The organism is Sulfurimonas marina (genome assembly GCF_014905095.1).
GTDB lineage: Bacteria > Campylobacterota > Campylobacteria > Campylobacterales > Sulfurimonadaceae > Sulfurimonas > Sulfurimonas marina.
This window is the reverse complement of record NZ_CP041165.1, coordinates 230,622-251,151: the sequence shown is the minus strand read 5'-3', so window position 1 is coordinate 251,151 and position 20,530 is coordinate 230,622. Positions and strand designations below refer to the sequence as shown.

Sequence of the window (20,530 nt, the reverse complement as noted above, 5' to 3'; positions counted from 1 at the left end):
TTAATAAGGAGAGTTCCCTCTTCTTACTAAAGCGCCCAGAAAGTGGAGGGATCTAAGCCCTCCATAAAAAAGTGAGTTAAAATTATTTAACTTCTACTGTTGCACCAGCTTCTTCTAATTTAGCTTTAGCTTCTTCAGCAGCTTCTTTATCTACACCTTCTTTGATTGTAGATGGTAAGTTTTCACATGCATCTTTAGCTTCTTTTAAACCAAGACCAGTAAGTTCACGAACAACTTTAATAACACCGATTTTTTTAGCACCAGCGTCAGTTAACATTACGTTGAATTCAGTTTGCTCAGCTCCACCAGCAGCTTCACCACCAGCAACACCAGCAACAGCTACAGGTTGTGCAGATACACCAAATTTTTCTTCGAACTCTTTAACAAGCTCAGATAATTCTAATACAGATAATCCAGAGATGAATTCTAATACATCTTCTTTAGTTACAGCCATAATTTTCTCCTATGGTATTTTTAATTTTAATTTTTTTTACTAGTTTTATCTAGACTAGTAACTAGTTACAAAAAATTAAGCCTCAGCTTCTTTTTTTTGTCTAAGTGCATCAAGACCAAACCCAAGGTTTGTAAGTGGTGCCATCCAAGTTGCAGCAAGCATACCAAGAAGTTCTTCACGTCCTGGAAGTTTAGCGTAAGCATCAATTTGCGCTGCATCAGCTGCTTCTTTGTCTAAGTAACCAGCTTTAACAACTAGTTTCTCATTATCTTTAGCGAAATTAGCAGCAACTTTTGGAGCATTAATAACTTCGTTTGACCAGATAAAGATATTTGTATCTTTAAGTTCAACACCTGTCATACCTGCTTTTTCTAGTGCAATGTTTGCTAAAGTATTTTTAACAACCTGAACACTTGCGTCTTTAGCACGAGCAGCTTTTCTTAACTCTTCTAATTCTGAAACTGTTAAACCTTTGTAGTCACAAATAACTACAGCAGTTGTTTCAGCAAAAGAGTTAGATAATTGCTCGATAACTTCAGCTTTTTTAGATTTAAGCATAAATTTCTCCTTCCCAGACATAAAACTTCAAGTGGGGTAGAAAGGACTTTTTAAGCAACTGTTTCCAGTTTATGCCCCCGACTCTCTTTAGTCCAAGTAATTCAGATTCCCATCAAAAAATGAAAATCTTTACTTTAAGATAAAAAATCTCAAAATAAAAACTTTCAAAACTATCCGAGAAAGTTCTCGGAAGTTTATATTATACTACTTTGTATCTAAAAGTTCAGCTATATCAAGTTTAACAGCTGGAGACATAGTTAAACTAAGTGCAGCATTTTTGATGTAACGACCTTTTGAAGAAGCTGGTTTTTGTTTATTAATAGCTTTTACAAAAGTAGAAAGGTTTTCAGCAATTTTATCAGCATCGAAACTTGCTTTACCGATACCAGCGTGAATGTTACCTTTTTTATCAACTCTGAAGTTTACTTGACCACCTTTAACATTGTTAACAGCAGTAGCAACATCTGGAGTTACAGTACCAGTTTTAGGGTTAGGCATTAAACCTTTTGGCCCTAGGATACGTCCTACTTGACCAACTAGACCCATACAGTCTGGTGCAGCAACAACGATATCAAAATCGATGTTACCTTCTTTAATTTGTGCAACTAACTCATCAGTACCAACAATGTCAGCACCAGCAGCTTTAGCTTCGTCAGCTTTTGCACCTTTAGCAAATACAGCTACACGTACAGTTTTACCAGTACCGTGTGGAAGAACGATCGCACCACGTACCATTTGGTCAGCGTGACGTGGATCAACATTTAAATTCATTGCAATTTCAACAGTCTCGTCAAATTTTGCACTTTTTAGCTCTTTTACAGCTGAAGAAGCTTCAGTGATTGTATAAGACTTAGAGCTGTCAACTTTTTCTAGTAATTGTTTATATCTTTTGCTCATTACAAATTTCTCCATCTAAAAATTCTGCCACACAATTTTAAATCATTGTGGTCGATGATTATTTAAGGGTGATTACTCAGTAATCTCAATACCCATTGAACGAGCTTGACCAGCAATAGTATTTGCCGCCATCTCTTTATCGTCTGTATTTAAATCTTCGATCTTTTGATCAACGATTTCCATAAGTTTTTCACGAGTAATTTTTGCCACTTTGTTTTTAAGTGGATTGTCACTACCTTTTTTGATTCCAGCAGCTTTCATTAATAATGCAGATGCAGGTGGTTGTTTAGTAACAAATGTAAAACTTCTATCTGTATATACAGTAATGATAGTTGGAACTTTGAATCCCATCTTATCTTTAGTTTTTTCATTGAAAGCTTTACAGAATTCCATGATGTTAACACCACGTTGTCCTAAAGCTGGTCCTACCGGAGGAGCTGGGTTAGCAGCACCGGCTTGAATTTGAAGCTTGATATAACCATCAACTTTTTTTGCCATGTTTCTTCCTTTTTATGAATTTAAATTATTTTTTCAACTTGAGTGTAAGAGATATCTACAGGAGTAGCTCTACCAAAAATTGAAACGTTGAGTTTTAAAGTACCATGTTCTAAATCGTACTCGTCCACAGTCGCTGTAAAGTTTGCAAACGGTCCATCAATAATACGTACAGTTTCACCGCTATCAAAAAATACTTTTGGTTTTGGTGCCTGACGATTATTTACACGATCTAAGATAACATTAATATCATGCTCACTTAGAGGTGTCGGATGGTTTCCTTCTCCAATAAACCCTGATACTTTAGGGATAGATTGGATCATGTGTTGAATTTCTGTATTTAGATCAATTTTAGCAAAAACATATCCACTATAAAGAGATCTCTCAGAAACTTTTTTCTTTCCATCTTTTACTTCGATAACATCTTCCGTTGGAACAATTACATCAGTAATATGTTCTTGCAGTCCATACTCTTCAATCATATTGAAGATAGCATCTCTAACTGCTCTGTCACTTCCATAGGTCTGGATTGAGTACCATTGATGTGCCATAACTTTCTCCTTAACCTAAGATTGCTGAAACTACAGATGACATAAGAAGGTCAACTAGAGCTAAAAATGCAGCGATAACAGACACTACAACTATAACAGCGATATATGCTTGCTTTACCTGACCTTTTGTAGGAAAGATAACTTTACTTAACTCTAATTTTGCATTTTGGATATGTTTACCTAAATTCATACGCTCTTTCCATCATCTTGAAATATCATTTATTATAAATTCTGCTCGCAAGCAAAACTAATAATAAATATAGAAGTGGCAGGCGTGGAGGGACTCGAACCCCCAACACCCGGATTTGGAATCCGGTGCTCTACCATTGGAGCTACACGCCTATAAAAGAGAAAAACTGGATTACAGTTTCATCTCTTTATGTACTGTATGCTCTTTACAGAATTTACAGTATTTTCTTACTGAAAATTTTTCAGTATGAGTTTTTTTATTTTTAGTTGTGTGATAGTTACGTCTAGTACATTTCTCACAACCTAAGTGAATTGCTTCTCTCATGTTTTAAACCTTTAAATTGGTTCAAGGTAATTCGCAAAAGCGAATTACGCAAGAATCTCAGCTACAACACCAGCACCAACTGTTCTACCACCTTCACGGATAGCGAACTTAGTACCTTTTTCCATAGCAATTGGGTGAATTAACTCAACAGTAATGCTTACGTTATCACCTGGCATAACCATTTCAGTACCTTCTGGTAAAGTAATTGCACCTGTTACGTCTGTTGTACGTACGTAGAACTGTGGACGGTAGTTAGTGAAGAATGGAGTATGACGACCACCCTCATCTTTACTTAGTACATAGATCTCAGCTGTAAACTTAGTATGTGGAGTGATTGAACCTGGCTTACAAAGAACTTGACCACGTTCAACTTCGTCTTTAGCAATACCACGGATAAGGATACCACAGTTATCACCAGCTTCACCCATTTCCATCTCTTTACGGAACATCTCAACACCTGTAACAGTTGTTTTTTGAGTGTCTTTGATACCAACGATTTCAACTTCGTCACCAACTTTAACAACACCACGCTCGATACGTCCAGTAACAACTGTACCACGACCAGAGATTGAGAACACGTCTTCAACTGGCATTAAGAAATCTTTATCAGTTTCACGCTCTGGCTCTGGGATGTAAGCATCAACTTCAGCCATAAGTTTAAGAATTTTGTCTGACCACTCACCAAGAGTACCAGATTTAGCTTCTTCAAGAGCTTTAAGTGCTGAACCAGCTACGATTGGAGTATCGTCACCTGGGAAGTCATATTGATCAAGAAGTTCACGAATTTCCATTTCAACTAACTCTAATAACTCTTCATCATCAACCATATCTTCTTTGTTCATGAAAACAACGATGTATGGTACACCAACTTGTTTAGAAAGAAGAATGTGCTCACGAGTTTGTGGCATCGGGCCGTCCGCAGCAGAAACAACTAGGATAGCACCGTCCATTTGAGCAGCACCAGTAATCATGTTTTTAACGTAGTCCGCGTGACCTGGACAGTCAACGTGAGCATAGTGACGAGTATCAGTTTCGTACTCAACGTGTGAAGTAGCGATCGTAATACCACGCTCTCTTTCTTCTGGAGCGTTATCGATTTGATCATAATCCATAAGCTCTGCATCACCTTTAACAGCTAATACTGCAGTAATAGCAGCTGTTAATGTAGTTTTACCGTGGTCAACGTGACCAATTGTACCAATGTTAACATGGGGTTTGTTACGTTCAAACTTTTCTTTTGCCATAGTGTCCTCCGACCTTAATTTGTGAATTGAAATGGAATTATATCCAAAAATCATTCAATTATTTCTTAAACTAATAAAATACAACTTTGCTGGAGCTTATGATGGGAATTGAACCCACGCCCTCTTCCTTACCAAGGAAGTGCTCTACCACTGAGCCACATAAGCAAAATTGTAAAATATAAGAAATCATTGCATAATTCTTAAACGAAAAATATTAGTTGTGATTAGATATAAAGCTATATAGATATCTATAAATTTCTTTGTATAAATATTATATATGAAGTAATTTTGGTTGAAATTATACTTCAGCTTCCAGACTTGTTCTTTCAGTGGAGCGGGTGAAGGGATTCGAACCCTCGACAGCCTGCTTGGAAGGCAGGAACTCTAGCCACTGAGTTACACCCGCATATGAACAAATGGTGGTGAGAAGAGGAGTCGAACCTCTGAACCCGTAGGGAGCGGATTTACAGTCCGCCGTCGTTGGCCACTTGACTATCTCACCATCTTAAGATCTGGTCTAACACTGTTTCTAATATTCAAAATTCAATGGTGCCGACACGAGGATTTGAACCCCGGGCCTGCTGATTACAAATCAGCTGCTCTAGCCAACTGAGCTATGTCGGCATCGAATTTGAGCCAGAATTATAGTGCAAAATAAAATTAATGTCAAGGGTTTTTGATCAAAATTGCAAAAAATCTCCATCTTTTACTAATTTAGGGGTGAAAAAGCCCTTATTTTCTTCGATCTCTTGTGCAATTTGCAAAATAAAAGTTGGTTTTATATGATTAATATAAAGCTGAAAATCTTTTCTTTTTACATTTTTTAGACTCTCAAACAACATTTTTGGTGTTAAATGTTTACTCTCAATTGCTAAATTTTCTAATTCATTTGGAAAAGAACATTCTAAGACAACAGTTTGAATTGAATTATCTTTTTCTATCTCCTCTATTGCACTATCTAAATCTCCAGTATCTGCTGTTATTAAAATTGAACTATCTTCACGCGTATATATGTAACCGCAACTTGAATCTGTATGTTCAGTATCAAATGCTCTAATAGATTCATTCTCAGAAATTTTATATTCATGACCAAGTTCTATCTCTGTGTATTTAACTACATGTTCACCGTTTGGCAGTTTTATTTTTGAAAAGTCCGGCCAAACCTCATCGTTGAGAAAATGTTTTTTAATAGCATCAATTGTCCCTTTTGTTCCAAGGATATTAATAGTATCTTTTCTAATACCGAAATAGTTATCTATTATGTATGCTATATCTACTATATGGTCAAGATGCTGATGCGTTAGCCAGATGTTTTTTACATGGATAGATTCTTCCCCTAATGCTTCTAAGAGATTTCCGGCATCTATTACGTCTGTTTTATTCAAAGAGAAAGAGGTCGTTCCAAATCCCTTTGCTTTTGTTCCATAAGCACCGAGCACTTTAATGTTTCTGGTTTTATTAATCTTCTCTTCTACATATTTGTATTCATCTTTAAATGTATCGCGTATAGCATAAAACTGTTCTATGTTCTCAAAGAAGATATCTAGAAGTGTAGGGTCAAAGTGTTTCCCCTTCTCCTCTTTAAAAAGCTCTATGATTCTTTCATCATCCCACGCTTTCTTATACACCCTGTCACTTCCAAGAGCATCAAATACATCGGCTATAGCTGTAATACGACCATAGATATGGATATCTTCCCCAATTAACCCTTGAGGATATCCTGAACCGTCATACTTTTCATGATGCTGGTGCGCTACTATTGCTGCAGCTTTTAATAGCTTTCTCTCAGAACCTTGGAGTATGTCAAATCCAAGCTGAGCATGAGTATCCATAATCTTACGCTCATCCTCATTAAAGCGGCCGTTCTTATTTAAGATACTGTCAGGAATTGCAACCTTTCCAATATCATGCATAGGACTTGCTTGCTTGAGCAGTTCTGCCTCTTTTTTACTGAGTCCGTATTTTAAAGCAAGCAGTTTAGAGTATTCGGCTACACGCTTTACATGGTTACCGGTCTCTTTAGAGCGACTCTCACCAACGGCACCCATTGTAAAGACAACCTCTCTTTGTGTCTCTTCTATCTCTTGTGTCAGTTTTGCAGATACAATAGTCTCTGCTGCATAAGTAGTTGCAAGGGTAAGTCTTTCCATATCTCTATTATCAAAGATACCACCATTACCTTGACGGTTTATAACTTGAAAAGCACCGATTACATTCTCATTATAGTCATACATAGGTATAACCATCATCGATCTTGTTGTATAACCTGTTTTTTCATCTATATATCTGTTGAAACGTTCATCTTTATAAACATCATCAATGATATATCTAGTACCGTTTACTATAGACTCCCCCACTATACCTGAGTCTATAGGTAACTCTATCGGCGCTATACCTTGAGCTACCTTTGTTTTGATGGTTCTCTTATCGTCACTTACAATCCAAACACTACAACGATCGGCACTACTCAATGCTTTACCCATACTTGCCAGCAGTTCAATAACCTCATCATAATTTCTACGTGAAGAAACTTCTGCTAAATAAACAAAAATAAGTTCTAAAAGTTCAGTAGCACCTAATGAACCAATCTCATTTTTCATACTTATTCCACCTTGGCAGTTATTATATCATCATTTTTATCAGAGATCAGTTGATATATCTTCACCTCATCCCTTTTCCCTTTGATAGGGGTATAACCTAAATCTTTGCAGATAAAAAGCTCTTTTACTAACTCATATGTATAGCTGGAGATAATTATATCCACCCCATACTCTTTTGTTTTTGACTCTAATCGTGAAGCAAGATTTACACTGTCTCCAATAATAGTATAGTTAAACCTTTTTGTCGCACCCATATTCCCGACAACAGCTTCACCGGTATTGATCCCTATCCCAATATGTATAGGTTCTATACCGTCATTTTCAAGCTCTTTATTTAGCTGTGCAAGTTTCTCTCTCATATCCAATGCACATCGGCAAGCTGCTTCAGCATGATTTTCAACATCTACAGGTGCATTAAAAAATGCCATTACAGCATCACCTATATATTTATCAAGCATCCCTTTATTATCCATAACCGCTTGAGTCATTGGAGTAAAGTACCTGTTTAAAAGGTGGATCAGTTTTTGAGGGTCATTCATCTCCTCAGATATTGTCGTAAAATTACGTATATCGCTAAAAAGGATACTCAGCTTTTTTTTCTCTCCGCCAAGCTCTAAAGCCTTTTCACTGTTTGCCAGTTTATTGAGTAATTCGCGTGAAAGATAACTTGAAAACGCTTTTTTTATAAATCTGGCATCTTTTTCATGTATATAAAATAGTAGGAACTCTTGAGTTAACGCACTGAGAATCAATGCTAGCAATGGATAAAACATATCTATATATATAGAGTAGTTAACAAAAAGAAGTTTTGCTGATATAAATAAAACAGCATATGAGAGTAAGTATGCTACTACTCTGGAAAAAACCTTCTTCATAAAAAGTATGTAAAGGAGAACAAGCAGTATCATCATTGCTGTAAAAACTAGATTGAGCCACTGTGCTTCGAAGATAAGTTCTTTATTTAAAAAATTAGACAAAAATGTATAGTGGATATATACCCCATAGAGATTCCCTATCGGTGTCGGTACCACATCACCAATCCCCATCTCCGTCACGCCAAAGAGTACGATCTTATCTTTTAACTCAGCACTTTTCACATCACCGTTATATAGATCTAAAAACGAGATCGTTTTATAATCGTTCTTCTTATAAAAATTAAGCCTTGTAAATCCATGTTCATTGACAGGTATCTCTTGCTGATTTAGTAAAAGGGTAGTTACCTTTTTACGATCAACATCGCTGTTAAATTTCAAACGTAAACTTTGTAAGCCCAATGATGGGTAGAGTGAATTATGAAGATAAAATGCGGTTGGATAGAATCTATAAAGCTTGTCGCTAGAAGAGAGTGTTGAAAAAGCACCTTGCAGATTGCAAGAGTCCAAAATCGGTTCTACATTTAACTCTGCATAATCTGCTTTTAAAAACTTATTCCCCTCTTCCATTTTTGTTTGCAGAAGGTCTAAACTGGAATTTTGTAAGATATCAAGCTGAGATTCATCCATCTCTTGTGTGGCATTTGTTCTGAGAAAAAAACCGCATATTGTATTGTCTAAACCACTTAGGGCTTCTGAAAACTTATCATCTGAAGATGTAGGTTCTGAAAAGACCATATCAAAAGCAAGCACATCGGCATCTTGCAGTTTTGCAATCCCCTCACCCAAGATTGCCCTGTCCCAAGGCCAGCGTCCAAAATGGTTTACACTTTTTTCATCAATTGCTACTACCACGACATCCGGGTTTATCTTTTTCTGTGTGAGTTGAAAATTGATATCGTTAAATCTTTGTGCAAAAGATTCTAACAGTTCAATTTTCTCAAATTGAAGGAAAAGAACAAAAAGTACCGTTAAAAATGCAACTACACTAAATCTCATCTATCAGTTTCTCAAAATACTCAAACTCTTTATAATCATCTTTTTCAAAGCTGTCCTCTTTGACAAGATTTTCATCAAAACTTAGTTTATTTTGTTTTTCTAGATCAAATGCTTTTGTACTCATAACTTTTTCATAACCGCTATAACCGTTTTTGTATTCTTCAAAGCCCTCTTGTTGCTCGGCTTTAAAAGCTTCAAAGTCGGCATTGACTTTTTTTCTATAAAGTTCAAACTCCTCTTTGATACTATTGATTCCAACAACTCCCTCTTGAAGCAATACTTCTTTTTGCTCCTCGGCTTTTACGATAAATGTAGTCCCTTTGATTCCTATGATTGCAAAATCTGTTTTGACTTTAAAAGAGTTTTTCACTTTTTTAGAAGTGACCTTATAATAGACACGCCCTTTTTCCTGTTCCATCTGTGAAGAAGTTGCAAAATGGACTATAGAATCTGCATCTAACACAAGTGTAGAGTTATCTATTAAAACGATCTTTGCGTAGGAATCTTTATAGGAAGTGATAATGTCGCCTTCTTGGATCTTATACCCCTCTTGAACCTTCTCTTTTTTAATGCTATCTGATGATTTTACTTTAACATTCCCTTGAACATATTCAACACCACCGATCACCCCAGCGTAAATATAAGTAAAACTCGCTATCATTAACATCAAAAATAGTTTCATATAAGACCTTTATAAAAAGCTTTTATCTGATTATATCATTTTATTAAAAAAAGGGAGAAGATGTTAAAAATACTTTTTTCACCTTCTGAAGGAAAAAATGTCGGCGGTGATGCTACTGCTAAAGATATTTTTGGAGCAGTATCAGCCAGGGATGAGATTTTACGAACTTATAACGAGATCGTGAACAGTGGTGACGAAGAGAAGATCAAAGCTCTTTTTGGAATCAAAAAGTTTGATGATTGCAAAGGGTATATAGAAGATATTTTTGATGCACCGCTTATGAGTGCCATTGAGAGATATGACGGGGTTGCGTATGACTATCTAGAGTATAGTTCATTAGATCAAAATGCTCAAAACTACCTCAAAGAAAATACTATTATCTTTTCAAACCTATACGGACCGCTGCTTGGTGGAGACCCTATAGCAAACTATAAAGTAAAACAAGGCAACTCTATAGGTGAGATAGCACCCGATAAATTTTACAAAGATCGTTTTTCGTATCAGCTCGATCTCTACCTTGCCAAGAGTGACATTTTAGATCTTCGTGCAGGCTACTACGATAAGTTTTATAAAACTACTCAGCCCTACACTACGCTAAAGTTTTTGAAAAACGGGAAAACAGTATCACACTGGGCAAAAGCGTATCGCGGTATAGTATTGCGTGAGATTGCAAAAGCGGGGATCACATCTTTAGAAGAGTTTAATAAACTCGAAATTGAAAATCTTCAAGTCAAAGAGATTAAAAAAACAAAAAACAAAACAGAAATTATTTATGAGATCGTAGAATGAAACAAGATTCACAAGAGTATAAACAAAGAAAAGCATTTTTTGAAAAACTGATTACCCTTTACGGACGTAATGTTGTTGTAGAAGTACTGCAGGATAGCTCAATCGAAGTGCATAAACTTCACTTGGCAAAATCAAACAAACCAGATGGTGCAATCAAAAAGATTATGCAATTGGCAAAAAAGAGGGGTATTGAGATCACATACCATGAGAAAAATGCCCTCAGCCGTATCAGTAAAAATGCTAAGCAGGATCAGGGTGTGGCAATTGATATCTTTTCAAAAACCTATCAAAATGCAGATGCGATCAAAGAGCTACAAGAGTATAGACTTATCGCCCTTGATGGGATACAAAATCCTCAGAACCTTGGGATGATCATAAGAAGCTGTGCAGCAGGTAGTGTAGACGGAATAATACTTCCAAAAAAGAATTCTGCAAAAATCTCTCCGCTTGTTATCAAAGCTAGTGCCGGGACACTTTTTAAAATACCTATCTATTTTTGCGATAGTTTGGAAAATGTTTTAGGGGAACTTCAAGATACAACTGTTTACGCTCTTTCACTTGAAGCGAAAAACTCTTTGTATGATCTCAAACCCTCAAAAAAATCTATTTTTGTTTTAGGGAATGAGAGCGAAGGGGTAAGCCCGAAAGTACAACAACTATGTAATGACTCTTTAATTATCCCTATGAATAGAGGGGTTGAGTCACTCAACGTTGCAGTAACCGCCTCATTGATCGCTTTTATGAGATCATAATCTCATAAGGGCGTTTGATCTCACGGATCACCTCATCAACCGACATATGACGAGATTTTCTTAAAAATTCTCTGCCGTCTAAAAAGATAAGTACCGTCGGGATCGTAAAAACACTAAAGTGTGCAGCTACCTCTTGATCGATCGAAGTATCTACACTCACGATCTCAAACTCTTTAAAATTTGCATCGATCGCTTCAAGCAGTTTTGGTTTAAGTGCATGACACACATTACAAGTAGGTGCTGAAAAGTACACCATCACAGCCAGATTTTCTTTAATTTTATTTTCTATCTCTTCTATTGTTTGCATAGATGAATTTTACTATAATTCCCCTATGAGTTCAATTATATTGAGTATTTTAAGTATCTACATATTTATTGTTATGGGGTATATCGCCAAACGCAGTTTCAAAGAGCAGATTGACGATAAAACGATCACCCTTTTAAATGTATATTTTCTGCAAGTCTTCTTAACATTTTGGGGTCTACTGCTACACCCCGTCGATATTACCCTCCTCTATACACCGAGTATCTATCTTGTCATCGTAATTATCGCACTCATAGTCTCAGCCTTATTCGCCCGCTATCTTTTCACTCAGAAAAAAGAGTACTCAATAGCTATGGTAGCAGCTCTAATCGGTAATACAGGGAATTTAGGGATACCCCTTAACATTGCGATCTTCGGTGAGGAGTCTATCCCCTACACGACTGTCGTAAATCTTGTGAATGTATTTGTAGTTTATACGATCGGAGTTTATTACTACTCACGAGGCAGTTTTGATATTAAAACTTCATTACTTAACATAGTGAAACTTCCTATTCTTTGGGCAGCAGTTATTGCGATCACGTTAAGTGTTTTTCATTATAAACCGAGTGATGAGATTATGAAGATGTTGATGATGGGTGCCTATGCTTCCATGACAATGCAGCTCTTTTTATTTGGTGTCTATCTTTACGGTACAAAGATTAATGAGATCAACAAAACTCTGATCGCATGGGTGCTTAGTTTTAAATTCTTACTCCTACCGCTCGTTACATTTGTCGTACTCTATTTTGTAGAACTCGATCCGATGATTAAGGGGATCATATTTATTGAACTGCTTATGCCGCTGGCTGTTGCCAATGTAAACCTCGCCTCACTCTATGAATGTGAACCAAAAGTAGTAACAGCTTTAGTCCTTATCTCTTCGGTACTCTTTTTAGGAATTATCTTTGTGGGTGTAAAAATTTTAACCTACCTATGAAAATACTTTGAACAAATCAAACACTTATCTTAGACTTGCTTGAAATATTCTATTAGGTTATAATCTATAAAAACTCTCTTAGGTATTGTAGTGAAATTTAAAAAAACAGCTCAAATAATTGACCTTTTAATAGATAATAAAGAAAATATACTAGATGTTTGGTTAAGCTCTAAAGAGACTCAAAATATCTTGAATGCTTACGATATTGAAATTGATACGTTTAGGACTCCTTTTGCAACTCAATTATTTGATTGTTATCTCGATCAAATATTGGGAAAAAACAATCTTCAAGATTGTAGTGTAATACCTGCTTATATAAAATTGATGCTAAAACATCATGCTACGCCTGATAAGATTTTTTTACTACCTATAGAGCTTGAAAACTCTATACTCAAATCTTTTTTTGCAAATAATCTTTCAGATTATGAAATTTATATAGAGACAAACCAACTCACAAAATATACGCTTCAGGCAACTCTTACAGAATTTCAAAAAATTTTTAATGATCAAAAGCAAGAAAACATTTACCATAATGCTATCCTTGAAACAACAAATGACGGTTATTGGATGGCAGATATGTCCGGTAACCTTTTAGAAGTGAACTCTTCTTATAGTAAAATGTCTGGCTATTCTATAGATGAATTACTAACTATGAGCATACAAAACGTTGAAGCGATCGAATCTGAAGAAGAGACAAAAAAACACATTGAGCATATCATTCAATACGGCAATGAAACCTTTGAAACAATTCACATTAAAAAGAATGGAGAAAGATACCCCGTCGAAGTTTCTGTTAGTTTTTCCGAGATTGAAGGGGGACGCTTTTTCGTTTTAGTGCGCGATATAAGTGAACGCAAAAGAGATGAAAAGGAACTGCTGCTCTCCTCTAAAGTATTCTCAAATATGACCGACGGTGTAGTTATTACAGACTCTGCACAGCATATCTTAAAAGTGAATAACAGTTTTTGTAAAACAACAGGATATACAGAGAAAGAGCTCCTTGGAAAAAGCCCAAATCTTTTAAGTTCAGGTTGGCACGATAAAGAGTTTTATAAGCAGATGTGGGAAGAGATCTCTGGAAAAGGGAGCTGGCAGGGGGAGATAGTTGATCGTAAAAAAAATGGAGAGACATATATTTCAGAGACCTCTATAGTCGCAATTAAAAAAGATGATGAGATAACAAACTATATCGCCATATCAAGCGATATCTCACATAAAAAAGAGCAAGAGCAAATAATTAACAATCTAGCATATTACGATGCTCTTACTAAACTACCAAATAAAATACTCTTTCAAGAAAGATTTGAAAACTACGTTAGTCTAGCCAAGAGACACCAAAAACAGATTGCACTCCTTTTTATCGATCTGGACAACTTCAAAAATATCAACGATACGTTAGGTCATTTAGTAGGTGATCAGTTTTTAAAAGATGCTGCCATGAGAATAAAAAGCATTCTTAGAGAAGAGGACACTGTAGGAAGATTTGGTGGTGACGAGTTTGCCATCTTGGTTCAAAACTGGCATTCTTTAAGCAGTTTAGGAACCTTGGCACAAAAGATTATAGATATTTTTAAACAGCCGTTTCTTCTAGAGAGTACAGAGTTTTTTTCAGGTGCCAGTATCGGAATCAGTATCTATCCCGATGATGCACAAACATATGATGAGATGGTTCGTTTAGCCGATACAGCTATGTACCATGTAAAAAATCAAGGTAAAAACAATTATGAGTTTTATTCCAGCTCTATGAATACATCAATTGCTGAAAAAATGCAAATATTAACTGCTCTACACACTGCTTTGGAAAACAATGAGTTTCATCTTACCTACCAGCCTAAGATAAATATAGATACAAATACCGTATATGGGATGGAAGCACTTATTCGATGGATACATCCAAAACTTGGTTTTATTTCACCTGAAATATTTATACCAAAAGCAGAGGACAACGGTCACATCTATAATATTGGACTATGGGTACTTGAAAAAGCTCTCGAAGATACAAAAAAATTACACGATTCAGGTTTTAACGATCTAACTGTTTCCATAAATATCTCGAGTAAGCAGTTAGAGCAAAACTGTTTTCTTGATGATTTTAGAAAAATTATAGATAAGGTAGGACTAAAAAGAGAGTTTATAGACTTGGAGATAACAGAAACACAAGTAATGAATAACATAGAATCTTCATTAGATATCCTTCGTCAACTTAGTGCTCTGGGTATCAAAATGTCCATCGATGATTTTGGAACAGGATACTCATCTCTCAACTACTTAAAACAACTCCCTGCAAGTACAATTAAAATCGATAAAAGTTTTGTACTTGATATAGACAAAGATGAGAATGACAAAGCAATAGTTTCATCAATTATAGCTTTATCTCAATCATTAAATAAAAACATAGTAGCCGAAGGTTCAGAAACAGAGGAACATATTAAAATTCTCAAAGAACTCGGAGTCAACCAAGTACAAGGGTATTTTTACTCTAAACCCTTAAAGTTTGAAGAGTTTGAAAGTTTTTTAAAAGAGTTCCGTTAAAAAGAGCTCTTTTATGATGAACATGAAAGTTTTAGGTTTTTACTACGCGGCGGTGTCGGAATATTTAAATACTCTAACTCCTCATGCTCGCTAAATGGATCAAGTGCCACTTTTAAAAGATCTTCAATCATTCTAAAATCACCCTCCTCCTCTTTTTCGATCGCTTCTTGTAAAAGATGATTTTTTAGTACAAACTTTGGATTTGTTTGCAACATCTTTTTTGAACGCTTTTGTTGTGAGAGTTGCTCTTTTTGAACTCTTTCATCATACCCTTCTAACCATTCTTTCAGAGGTGTTTCATATTCACATAGTGCCAATATCTCAGACTTATCTCCGTCATAAGTAGAAAGGGTTCTAAAAAAACGGCTGTAATCTACAACGCTGCTCTCTAAACTACCAAGCATCCAGCGTATAAGCGGGATATCGTTTTCATCCTCTTCAAAAAGTCCCATCTTATTTTTCATAAGTTCAAGATATTCACTCTCATAGATAGAGATAAAATCTTTCTCCACTAACTTACTCATCTTTATAATATTCACCATAGGTGAAAGGGCATTTGCTAAAACTGAAAGATTCCACTGCATAATACTGGGTTGGTTTTTAAATGAGTAGCGCCCCTCTACATCTGTATGGTTACAGATATAGTTTGCCTCATAATCATCGAGCATCGCATAGGGACCGTAATCTATTGTGCGACCGTCTATCGACATATTGTCAGTATTCATAACACCGTGATTAAAACCCACACTCTGCCAGCGTGCAACAGTTTTTGCACTGTTTTCTACAATCTTCGAAAACATTTTGAAGTATTTCTCCTCATGATCCTGCAATTCTGGGAAAGATTCCTCGATCACATAATCTGCCAAAAGTTGTAGCTTCTCATACTTTCTACGCGTTTTAAAATACTCAAAAGTTCCAAAACGGATCCATGTCGGTGATACACGTAAAACGATAGCACCTTTTTCCAAGCTCTCACGTGCTACGTCTGTATCACTTCCTATCAAAGCCAATGCACGTGAAGTAGCTATTCCCAAACCGTGCATAGCTTCACTCATTAAAAATTCACGAATGCTCGAGCGTTTTACCGCCCGCCCGTCTCCACGTCTGGAGTAGAGTGTAAGCCCGGAACCTTTAAGCTGCAGATTCTGTCCGTTTACCTTGCCGAGGTTCAAAGCTCTCCCGTCACCTAAACGGGGGACAAAATAACCAAACTGGTGCCCCGCATAACACATAGCAAAAGTTTTTGAACCCTCAAGTTTTTCACTCCCATTTACAATACTTAAAAGTTTCTCATCCCTATCTAAGTCTTCATCAACACCTAAAAGCTCTGCACATGCTGGTGAAGTAGCCATCACATACGGTTTTTGAAGCGGCATAGGTTCAACGAGATCATAGAATAATTCCGGTAGTTCTAAATAGGGTGTTGTTAATTTTAAATCAGAAAATTTCATAAACACCTTTTACCATGAGAAAAATTAAAAAAATCTATTCAAATAAATGCGATATTTTTTTAGAGCAAATTTTAAGATTAAATAATTAAACTCATAATATGAATAAAAATTTACAAACAGTATTGCACTATCACGAAACGACAAAACATCATCAAAATAGATATGCCCGATCACTCGGCTATATGGACTGGGCTACGCAACCAAATCCTTTTCGGGAATATAAAGGGACACAAAAACTGCAACTCCCTTTAGCCCTTAAACACAACACACCGCCTTACCATCTTTTATATACATCAGATGTTCCAAAGGCACCATTATGTAAAGAATCTATCTCTCAACTCCTACAGTTTTCTATGGCAATAGCAGCCTGGAAATCTGCAGGAGCTGATAAATGGGCTGTACGATGTAACGCTTCAAGCGGTAATTTACACCCGACAGAATCTTACTTGATCTTACCCCCTCTTCTAACAGATAAAGCTGCCCTTTTCCACTATGGGCCAAAAGATCATCAACTAGAGCTCCTTAGTGAGTTTGAAAGCTCTTTTTTCAATTCACTTCCTAAGGGAAGTTTTATAGTTGCACTCTCAAGCATCTCCTGGAGAGAGGTATGGAAATATGGTGAGCGTGCATTTCGTTATGTTCAACTTGATGTCGGCCACGCTTGGCAAAGCATAGTAACCTCTGCTGCCATGCTAGGATGGAGTGTCCAAAAGTTAGATGGGATTAGTGATGCAGATTTAGCAAAAATATTAGGTCTTAATCAAAGTGAACGTTTTTTTGAAACAGAACTGCCAGATATGTTTTTACTTATCACACCGGAAAAACATGCAACTGCTGTCAACCTCGATCAACTTTATGAAGAGGTTCCTTTAAAATACGACGGTATAGCAAATAAACTCAGCCCAACTATGCAAGAGTGGGATATCATCCCAGCTATTGAAGATGCGACACAAACAACTCCTATTCACAAAGAAGAGATAGAAACGAGCGCTTATCTTAAAGCTCCGACAAGAGAGTCAAAAGATGTAATATTGCAAAGAAGAAGTATCCATGTTATGGATAAAGAGCTCTCATGGATCACAAAAGAGCAGTTCTTTACAATCATTAAAAGCGTAAGCAGTTCACTCGATGGTAAAAGTTGCGCAGTTCACCCGGTACTGATGGTCCACCGTGTAAAAGAGATGCAGCAAGGTTTGTATATACTCATCAGAAACGATACTGATCTGCAGAGCTTAAAATCTTCAATGAAGCAAGAGTATCTTTGGGAAGAGACAGAGCTTGAAAATCTCTACTTTCTTCAAGAGGGAGATTTCACATTTGCGGCTAAAAACATAAGTTGTTCTCAAGATATTGCAAGTGATGGAGCTTTTTCTCTTGGGATGCTTACACGCTTTTCAAACGAACTGCAAAACTTCGGTGCACACAGATACAAAGAGTTATATTGGGAGTGTGGAGCTATTGGACAACAGCTTTACCTAGAAGCAACCTCCTTAGGACTAAGTGGGACAGGGATAGGATGTTTTCTGGATGATATGTTTCACTCTCTTTTAGGATTGCAAGATAATAAATTTCAGACACTCTACCATTTCACAGTTGGAAAAGGTTTTGTAGACAGCAGAATAATGTCACTTCCCCCGTATGGAGAACTCTAATGAAAACAGTTTTATTAACACTACTAATAGGTACATCTGTCTTTGCACAATATGAACAAGGAAAAATTGATATGCATGGAGGCAAAGATGATTACTCTTATGGAAACAGAGGTTTTAGTAATAACTCCAAAGGGATGATGGGGATGTTGAAAGGGAATACAAGGGAAGGTTTCGATCAAAACCGATCGAAATCAAACCCTTCTAAAAAATAATTATTTAATTTTTGAAACTACAGAATCAACTGAGAAACCGAATTTCTCGAAAAGTTGTCCTGCCGGAGCTGATGCACCAAAACTGTCCATTCCGATAACTTCATCAGCAAGACGGTACCACTCTAAACCGCGAGCCGCTTCAATCGCTACTTTTTTCGTCTCAGGTGCAATCACTTCATCGATGTAAGATTTTTCTTGTTCGATGAAAAGATCGTAACAAGGAACAGATACAACATTTACTTTCTCACCTTGCTCATTCAGTTTCGCTTTTACATCAAGAGCTAATTGAACTTCACTACCAGAAGCCATTAGAGTAACAGTAGCGTTCTCATCACTTGCAAGTAGATAACCACCACGTGATGCTTCACCTTTTACAGCAGTTGGTAAAACTGAAAGGTTTTGACGTGAACATACAAATGCAGAAGGAGATTTTGTCATCTCTAAAGCTTTTTTCCAAGCCTCAACATTCTCTGCACCATCTGCCGGACGCCATACATAGAAGTTCGGTAATGCACGGAATTGTGAAAGGTGTTCTATCGGCTGGTGAGTCGGACCGTCTTCACCAACACCGATAGAGTCGTGTGTCCAGATAAAGAACTGCTGGATTCCGCTAAGTGCTGCAATACGAGCTGACGGTTTTAGGTAATCTGAGAATACAAAGAACGTTGCACTAAACGGCATTAACGGTCCGTAAAGTGCGATTGCATTTGTAATTGATGCCATTGCATGCTCACGAATACCGAAGTAGATGTTTCTTCCTTTTGGAAATACACCCATATCTTTAAGGTCTGTTTTGTTTGACGGGCTTAAGTCTGCACTACCGCCTAAGAAGCTTGGAATAGCTTTAGCGATAGCATTCATAACTTTACCGTTTGTACTTCTTGTTGCATCAGCTTTGTCAAATACAGGGTACTCAATACGGGAAAAATCAGGATTCTCTAACGATGAAAGTACTTCGTTTTGCTCTAAAAGAGGCATAGTTTTTTGTCTGTGGATCCATTCACGCTCTAGTAGATCACCCTCTTCGATCGCACATCTAAAACGTGCCATTACATCTTCATCTACATGAAATTTTTTCTCAGGATCAAAACCAGCTGCTTTTTTCGCTTCAGCAATAATATCATCACCAAGCGGTGCACCGTGAGAATGGTGACTTCCCTCTAAGCTTCCCGCACCTTTAGCAATTACAGTATTTGCAATAATAAGTGCCGGTTTTGTTGAAGCTTTTGCAGCAGTGATAGCGATATCGATAGAATCATAGCTATGCCCGTCACACTCTAAAACTTCCCAACCTTGAGATTCAAAACGTCCACGGATATTTTCAGAGATACTAAGATCAGTACTTCCCTCGATCGTAATGCGGTTAGAATCGTAAATAACAACTAAATTATCAAGCTTATTGTGTCCTGCAATTGAACACGCTTCATAAGAGATTCCCTCTTCTAAGTCACCGTCTCCACATAAACAATACACATTGTGATCGATTAAATCAGCAGTATCACTATTTACTTGTGCAGCCATAAATTTACTAGCCATTGAGAAACCAACAGCGTTTGCAACACCTTGACCAAGTGGTCCTGTTGTGATCTCAACACCTGCAGTGTGACCAAACTCAGGGTGACCAGGAGTTTTAGAATCTAACTGACGGAAATTTTTAAGATCTTCGATCTCTAAACCGTATCCCCAAAGGTAATAAAGTGAGTAGATAAGACCAGTAGCGTGTCCACCAGAGAATACTAATCTGTCACGGTTTAACCAAGATGGGTTTTTCGGGTTGTGGTTTAAGTGTTCACTTAAAACTACAGCAATATCTGCAAGCCCCATAGGTGCACCCGGGTGACCCGAATTTGCAGCCTGTACCATATCTGCTGCTAAAAATCTTATAGAGTCCGCCATCTTTTTGCGCATTACGTTATCACTCATCTCTTTTTTCCTTTTGTTTATTATTGTGCTTAAGTAGACTTCTTAGTTAGATTATGTAATGCTCAGACCAAAGAAAGGATTTGTCATTGCATAATTTAACTAAGAAATCGAT

The 20,530-nt window shown here is 36.8% G+C and carries 19 protein-coding genes, 5 tRNA genes and 2 pseudogenes; 6 read left to right on the top strand and 20 right to left on the bottom strand.

What is annotated here, in order from left to right; all coding sequences use genetic code 11:
• Nucleotides 1-82 precede the first annotated feature (82 nt).
• The 17 genes and pseudogenes from rplL to FJR03_RS01315 form a co-directional block, all read right to left on the bottom strand.
• Entirely contained in the window at nt 83-454 is a 372-nt protein-coding gene (gene rplL / locus FJR03_RS01390) for a 50S ribosomal protein L7/L12 (RefSeq protein WP_193113887.1), read from the bottom strand.
• A 75-nt stretch (nt 455-529) separates the two neighbouring features.
• Nucleotides 530-1,012, bottom strand: a complete 483-nt coding sequence (gene rplJ, locus FJR03_RS01385) for a 50S ribosomal protein L10 (protein ID WP_193113886.1) — start codon at nt 1,010-1,012, stop codon at nt 530-532.
• Between the two features lie 204 nt (nt 1,013-1,216).
• Complete coding sequence (gene rplA, locus FJR03_RS01380) at nt 1,217-1,909, bottom strand: 50S ribosomal protein L1 (protein ID WP_193114718.1); 693 nt, start codon at nt 1,907-1,909, stop codon at nt 1,217-1,219.
• A gap of 72 nt (nt 1,910-1,981) precedes the next feature.
• Nucleotides 1,982-2,407, bottom strand: a complete 426-nt coding sequence (gene rplK / locus FJR03_RS01375; protein ID WP_193113885.1) for a 50S ribosomal protein L11 — start codon at nt 2,405-2,407, stop codon at nt 1,982-1,984.
• Nucleotides 2,408-2,427: 20 nt separating this feature from the next.
• A complete protein-coding gene (nusG, locus tag FJR03_RS01370) occupies nt 2,428-2,955 on the bottom strand; it encodes a transcription termination/antitermination protein NusG (RefSeq protein WP_193113884.1) in 528 nt (175 codons plus the stop codon).
• Between the two features lie 10 nt (nt 2,956-2,965).
• Nucleotides 2,966-3,145 (bottom strand): preprotein translocase subunit SecE, encoded by a 180-nt coding sequence (gene secE / locus FJR03_RS01365; RefSeq protein ID WP_193113883.1) that lies wholly within the window; start codon nt 3,143-3,145, stop codon nt 2,966-2,968.
• A gap of 76 nt (nt 3,146-3,221) precedes the next feature.
• A tRNA-Trp gene (locus tag FJR03_RS01360) sits at nt 3,222-3,297 on the bottom strand.
• Nucleotides 3,298-3,316: 19 nt separating this feature from the next.
• Nucleotides 3,317-3,469, bottom strand: a complete 153-nt coding sequence (rpmG, locus tag FJR03_RS01355; RefSeq protein ID WP_193113882.1) for a 50S ribosomal protein L33 — start codon at nt 3,467-3,469, stop codon at nt 3,317-3,319.
• A 44-nt stretch (nt 3,470-3,513) separates the two neighbouring features.
• On the bottom strand, nt 3,514-4,713 hold the full coding sequence (tuf, locus tag FJR03_RS01350) for an elongation factor Tu (protein ID WP_193113881.1): 1,200 nt from the start codon (nt 4,711-4,713) through the stop codon (nt 3,514-3,516).
• 90 nt (nt 4,714-4,803) lie between these two features.
• Nucleotides 4,804-4,878 (bottom strand) — tRNA-Thr (locus FJR03_RS01345).
• Nucleotides 4,879-5,043: 165 nt separating this feature from the next.
• Nucleotides 5,044-5,119 (bottom strand) — tRNA-Gly (locus tag FJR03_RS01340).
• Between the two features lie 11 nt (nt 5,120-5,130).
• Nucleotides 5,131-5,215: transfer RNA gene (locus FJR03_RS01335), tRNA-Tyr, on the bottom strand.
• Between the two features lie 45 nt (nt 5,216-5,260).
• A tRNA-Thr gene (locus tag FJR03_RS01330) sits at nt 5,261-5,337 on the bottom strand.
• Nucleotides 5,338-5,393: 56 nt separating this feature from the next.
• Nucleotides 5,394-6,038 (bottom strand): annotated as a pseudogene (locus tag FJR03_RS11575) (MBL fold metallo-hydrolase); the annotation flags it as partial.
• 162 nt (nt 6,039-6,200) lie between these two features.
• Nucleotides 6,201-7,196: pseudogene (locus FJR03_RS11875) on the bottom strand (HD domain-containing phosphohydrolase); the annotation flags it as partial.
• Nucleotides 7,197-7,315: 119 nt separating this feature from the next.
• On the bottom strand, nt 7,316-9,184 hold the full coding sequence (locus tag FJR03_RS01320; protein WP_193113879.1) for an adenylate/guanylate cyclase domain-containing protein: 1,869 nt from the start codon (nt 9,182-9,184) through the stop codon (nt 7,316-7,318).
• The gene (locus FJR03_RS01315) at nt 9,174-9,866 is read right to left on the bottom strand and encodes a FecR family protein (protein WP_193113878.1); all 693 of its coding nucleotides are present in this window, start codon (nt 9,864-9,866) and stop codon (nt 9,174-9,176) included. Before FJR03_RS01315 ends, FJR03_RS01320 begins: the two co-directional genes overlap by 11 nt.
• Nucleotides 9,867-9,926: 60 nt before the next feature.
• Between FJR03_RS01315 and FJR03_RS01310 the strand changes: the two genes are divergently transcribed.
• Both FJR03_RS01310 and FJR03_RS01305 read left to right on the top strand, forming a co-directional pair.
• Nucleotides 9,927-10,655, top strand: a complete 729-nt coding sequence (locus FJR03_RS01310; protein ID WP_193113877.1) for a YaaA family protein — start codon at nt 9,927-9,929, stop codon at nt 10,653-10,655.
• A complete protein-coding gene (locus FJR03_RS01305) occupies nt 10,652-11,407 on the top strand; it encodes a TrmH family RNA methyltransferase (RefSeq protein ID WP_193113876.1) in 756 nt (251 codons plus the stop codon). The genes FJR03_RS01310 and FJR03_RS01305 overlap by 4 nt, the downstream gene beginning before the upstream one ends.
• On the opposite strand, the gene FJR03_RS01300 is transcribed toward FJR03_RS01305, so the two are convergent.
• Nucleotides 11,394-11,714 (bottom strand): thioredoxin family protein, encoded by a 321-nt coding sequence (locus FJR03_RS01300; protein ID WP_193113875.1) that lies wholly within the window; start codon nt 11,712-11,714, stop codon nt 11,394-11,396. The two genes, FJR03_RS01305 and FJR03_RS01300, sit on opposite strands and share 14 nt — an antisense overlap.
• A gap of 25 nt (nt 11,715-11,739) precedes the next feature.
• Here FJR03_RS01300 and FJR03_RS01295 point away from each other — a divergent pair, with 25 nt between their 5' ends.
• Both FJR03_RS01295 and FJR03_RS01290 read left to right on the top strand, forming a co-directional pair.
• Nucleotides 11,740-12,648 carry an AEC family transporter gene (locus FJR03_RS01295; RefSeq protein WP_193113874.1) on the top strand — a complete coding sequence of 303 codons (909 nt, stop codon included), beginning with the start codon at nt 11,740-11,742 and terminating at the stop codon, nt 12,646-12,648.
• Nucleotides 12,649-12,738: 90 nt separating this feature from the next.
• Complete coding sequence (locus tag FJR03_RS01290; RefSeq protein ID WP_193113873.1) at nt 12,739-15,180, top strand: EAL domain-containing protein; 2,442 nt, start codon at nt 12,739-12,741, stop codon at nt 15,178-15,180.
• 11 nt (nt 15,181-15,191) lie between these two features.
• On the opposite strand, the gene FJR03_RS01285 is transcribed toward FJR03_RS01290, so the two are convergent.
• Entirely contained in the window at nt 15,192-16,631 is a 1,440-nt protein-coding gene (locus tag FJR03_RS01285; protein ID WP_193113872.1) for a protein adenylyltransferase SelO, read from the bottom strand.
• Between the two features lie 98 nt (nt 16,632-16,729).
• Between FJR03_RS01285 and FJR03_RS01280 the strand changes: the two genes are divergently transcribed.
• Both FJR03_RS01280 and FJR03_RS01275 read left to right on the top strand, forming a co-directional pair.
• Nucleotides 16,730-18,283, top strand: coding sequence for a SagB/ThcOx family dehydrogenase (locus FJR03_RS01280; protein WP_193113871.1), 1,554 nt, complete (start codon nt 16,730-16,732; stop codon nt 18,281-18,283).
• On the top strand, nt 18,283-18,495 hold the full coding sequence (locus tag FJR03_RS01275; RefSeq protein WP_193113870.1) for a hypothetical protein: 213 nt from the start codon (nt 18,283-18,285) through the stop codon (nt 18,493-18,495). Before FJR03_RS01280 ends, FJR03_RS01275 begins: the two co-directional genes overlap by 1 nt.
• On the opposite strand, the gene tkt is transcribed toward FJR03_RS01275, so the two are convergent.
• Nucleotides 18,496-20,418 carry a transketolase gene (gene tkt / locus FJR03_RS01270; protein ID WP_193113869.1) on the bottom strand — a complete coding sequence of 641 codons (1,923 nt, stop codon included), beginning with the start codon at nt 20,416-20,418 and terminating at the stop codon, nt 18,496-18,498.
• Between the last annotated feature and the right edge of the window lie 112 nt (nt 20,419-20,530).

Coding starts and splice junctions, on each gene's coding strand:
- rplL (WP_193113887.1), bottom strand. CDS start 454: ATGGCTGTAACTAAAGAAGATGTATTAGAATTCATCTCTGGATTATCT.
- rplJ (WP_193113886.1), bottom strand. CDS start 1,012: ATGCTTAAATCTAAAAAAGCTGAAGTTATCGAGCAATTATCTAACTCT.
- rplA (WP_193114718.1), bottom strand. CDS start 1,909: ATGAGCAAAAGATATAAACAATTACTAGAAAAAGTTGACAGCTCTAAG.
- rplK (WP_193113885.1), bottom strand. CDS start 2,407: ATGGCAAAAAAAGTTGATGGTTATATCAAGCTTCAAATTCAAGCCGGT.
- nusG (WP_193113884.1), bottom strand. CDS start 2,955: ATGGCACATCAATGGTACTCAATCCAGACCTATGGAAGTGACAGAGCA.
- secE (WP_193113883.1), bottom strand. CDS start 3,145: ATGAATTTAGGTAAACATATCCAAAATGCAAAATTAGAGTTAAGTAAA.
- rpmG (WP_193113882.1), bottom strand. CDS start 3,469: ATGAGAGAAGCAATTCACTTAGGTTGTGAGAAATGTACTAGACGTAAC.
- tuf (WP_193113881.1), bottom strand. CDS start 4,713: ATGGCAAAAGAAAAGTTTGAACGTAACAAACCCCATGTTAACATTGGT.
- FJR03_RS01320 (WP_193113879.1), bottom strand. CDS start 9,184: ATGAGATTTAGTGTAGTTGCATTTTTAACGGTACTTTTTGTTCTTTTC.
- FJR03_RS01315 (WP_193113878.1), bottom strand. CDS start 9,866: ATGAAACTATTTTTGATGTTAATGATAGCGAGTTTTACTTATATTTAC.
- FJR03_RS01310 (WP_193113877.1), top strand. CDS start 9,927: ATGTTAAAAATACTTTTTTCACCTTCTGAAGGAAAAAATGTCGGCGGT.
- FJR03_RS01305 (WP_193113876.1), top strand. CDS start 10,652: ATGAAACAAGATTCACAAGAGTATAAACAAAGAAAAGCATTTTTTGAA.
- FJR03_RS01300 (WP_193113875.1), bottom strand. CDS start 11,714: ATGCAAACAATAGAAGAGATAGAAAATAAAATTAAAGAAAATCTGGCT.
- FJR03_RS01295 (WP_193113874.1), top strand. CDS start 11,740: ATGAGTTCAATTATATTGAGTATTTTAAGTATCTACATATTTATTGTT.
- FJR03_RS01285 (WP_193113872.1), bottom strand. CDS start 16,631: ATGAAATTTTCTGATTTAAAATTAACAACACCCTATTTAGAACTACCG.
- FJR03_RS01280 (WP_193113871.1), top strand. CDS start 16,730: ATGAATAAAAATTTACAAACAGTATTGCACTATCACGAAACGACAAAA.
- FJR03_RS01275 (WP_193113870.1), top strand. CDS start 18,283: ATGAAAACAGTTTTATTAACACTACTAATAGGTACATCTGTCTTTGCA.
- tkt (WP_193113869.1), bottom strand. CDS start 20,418: ATGAGTGATAACGTAATGCGCAAAAAGATGGCGGACTCTATAAGATTT.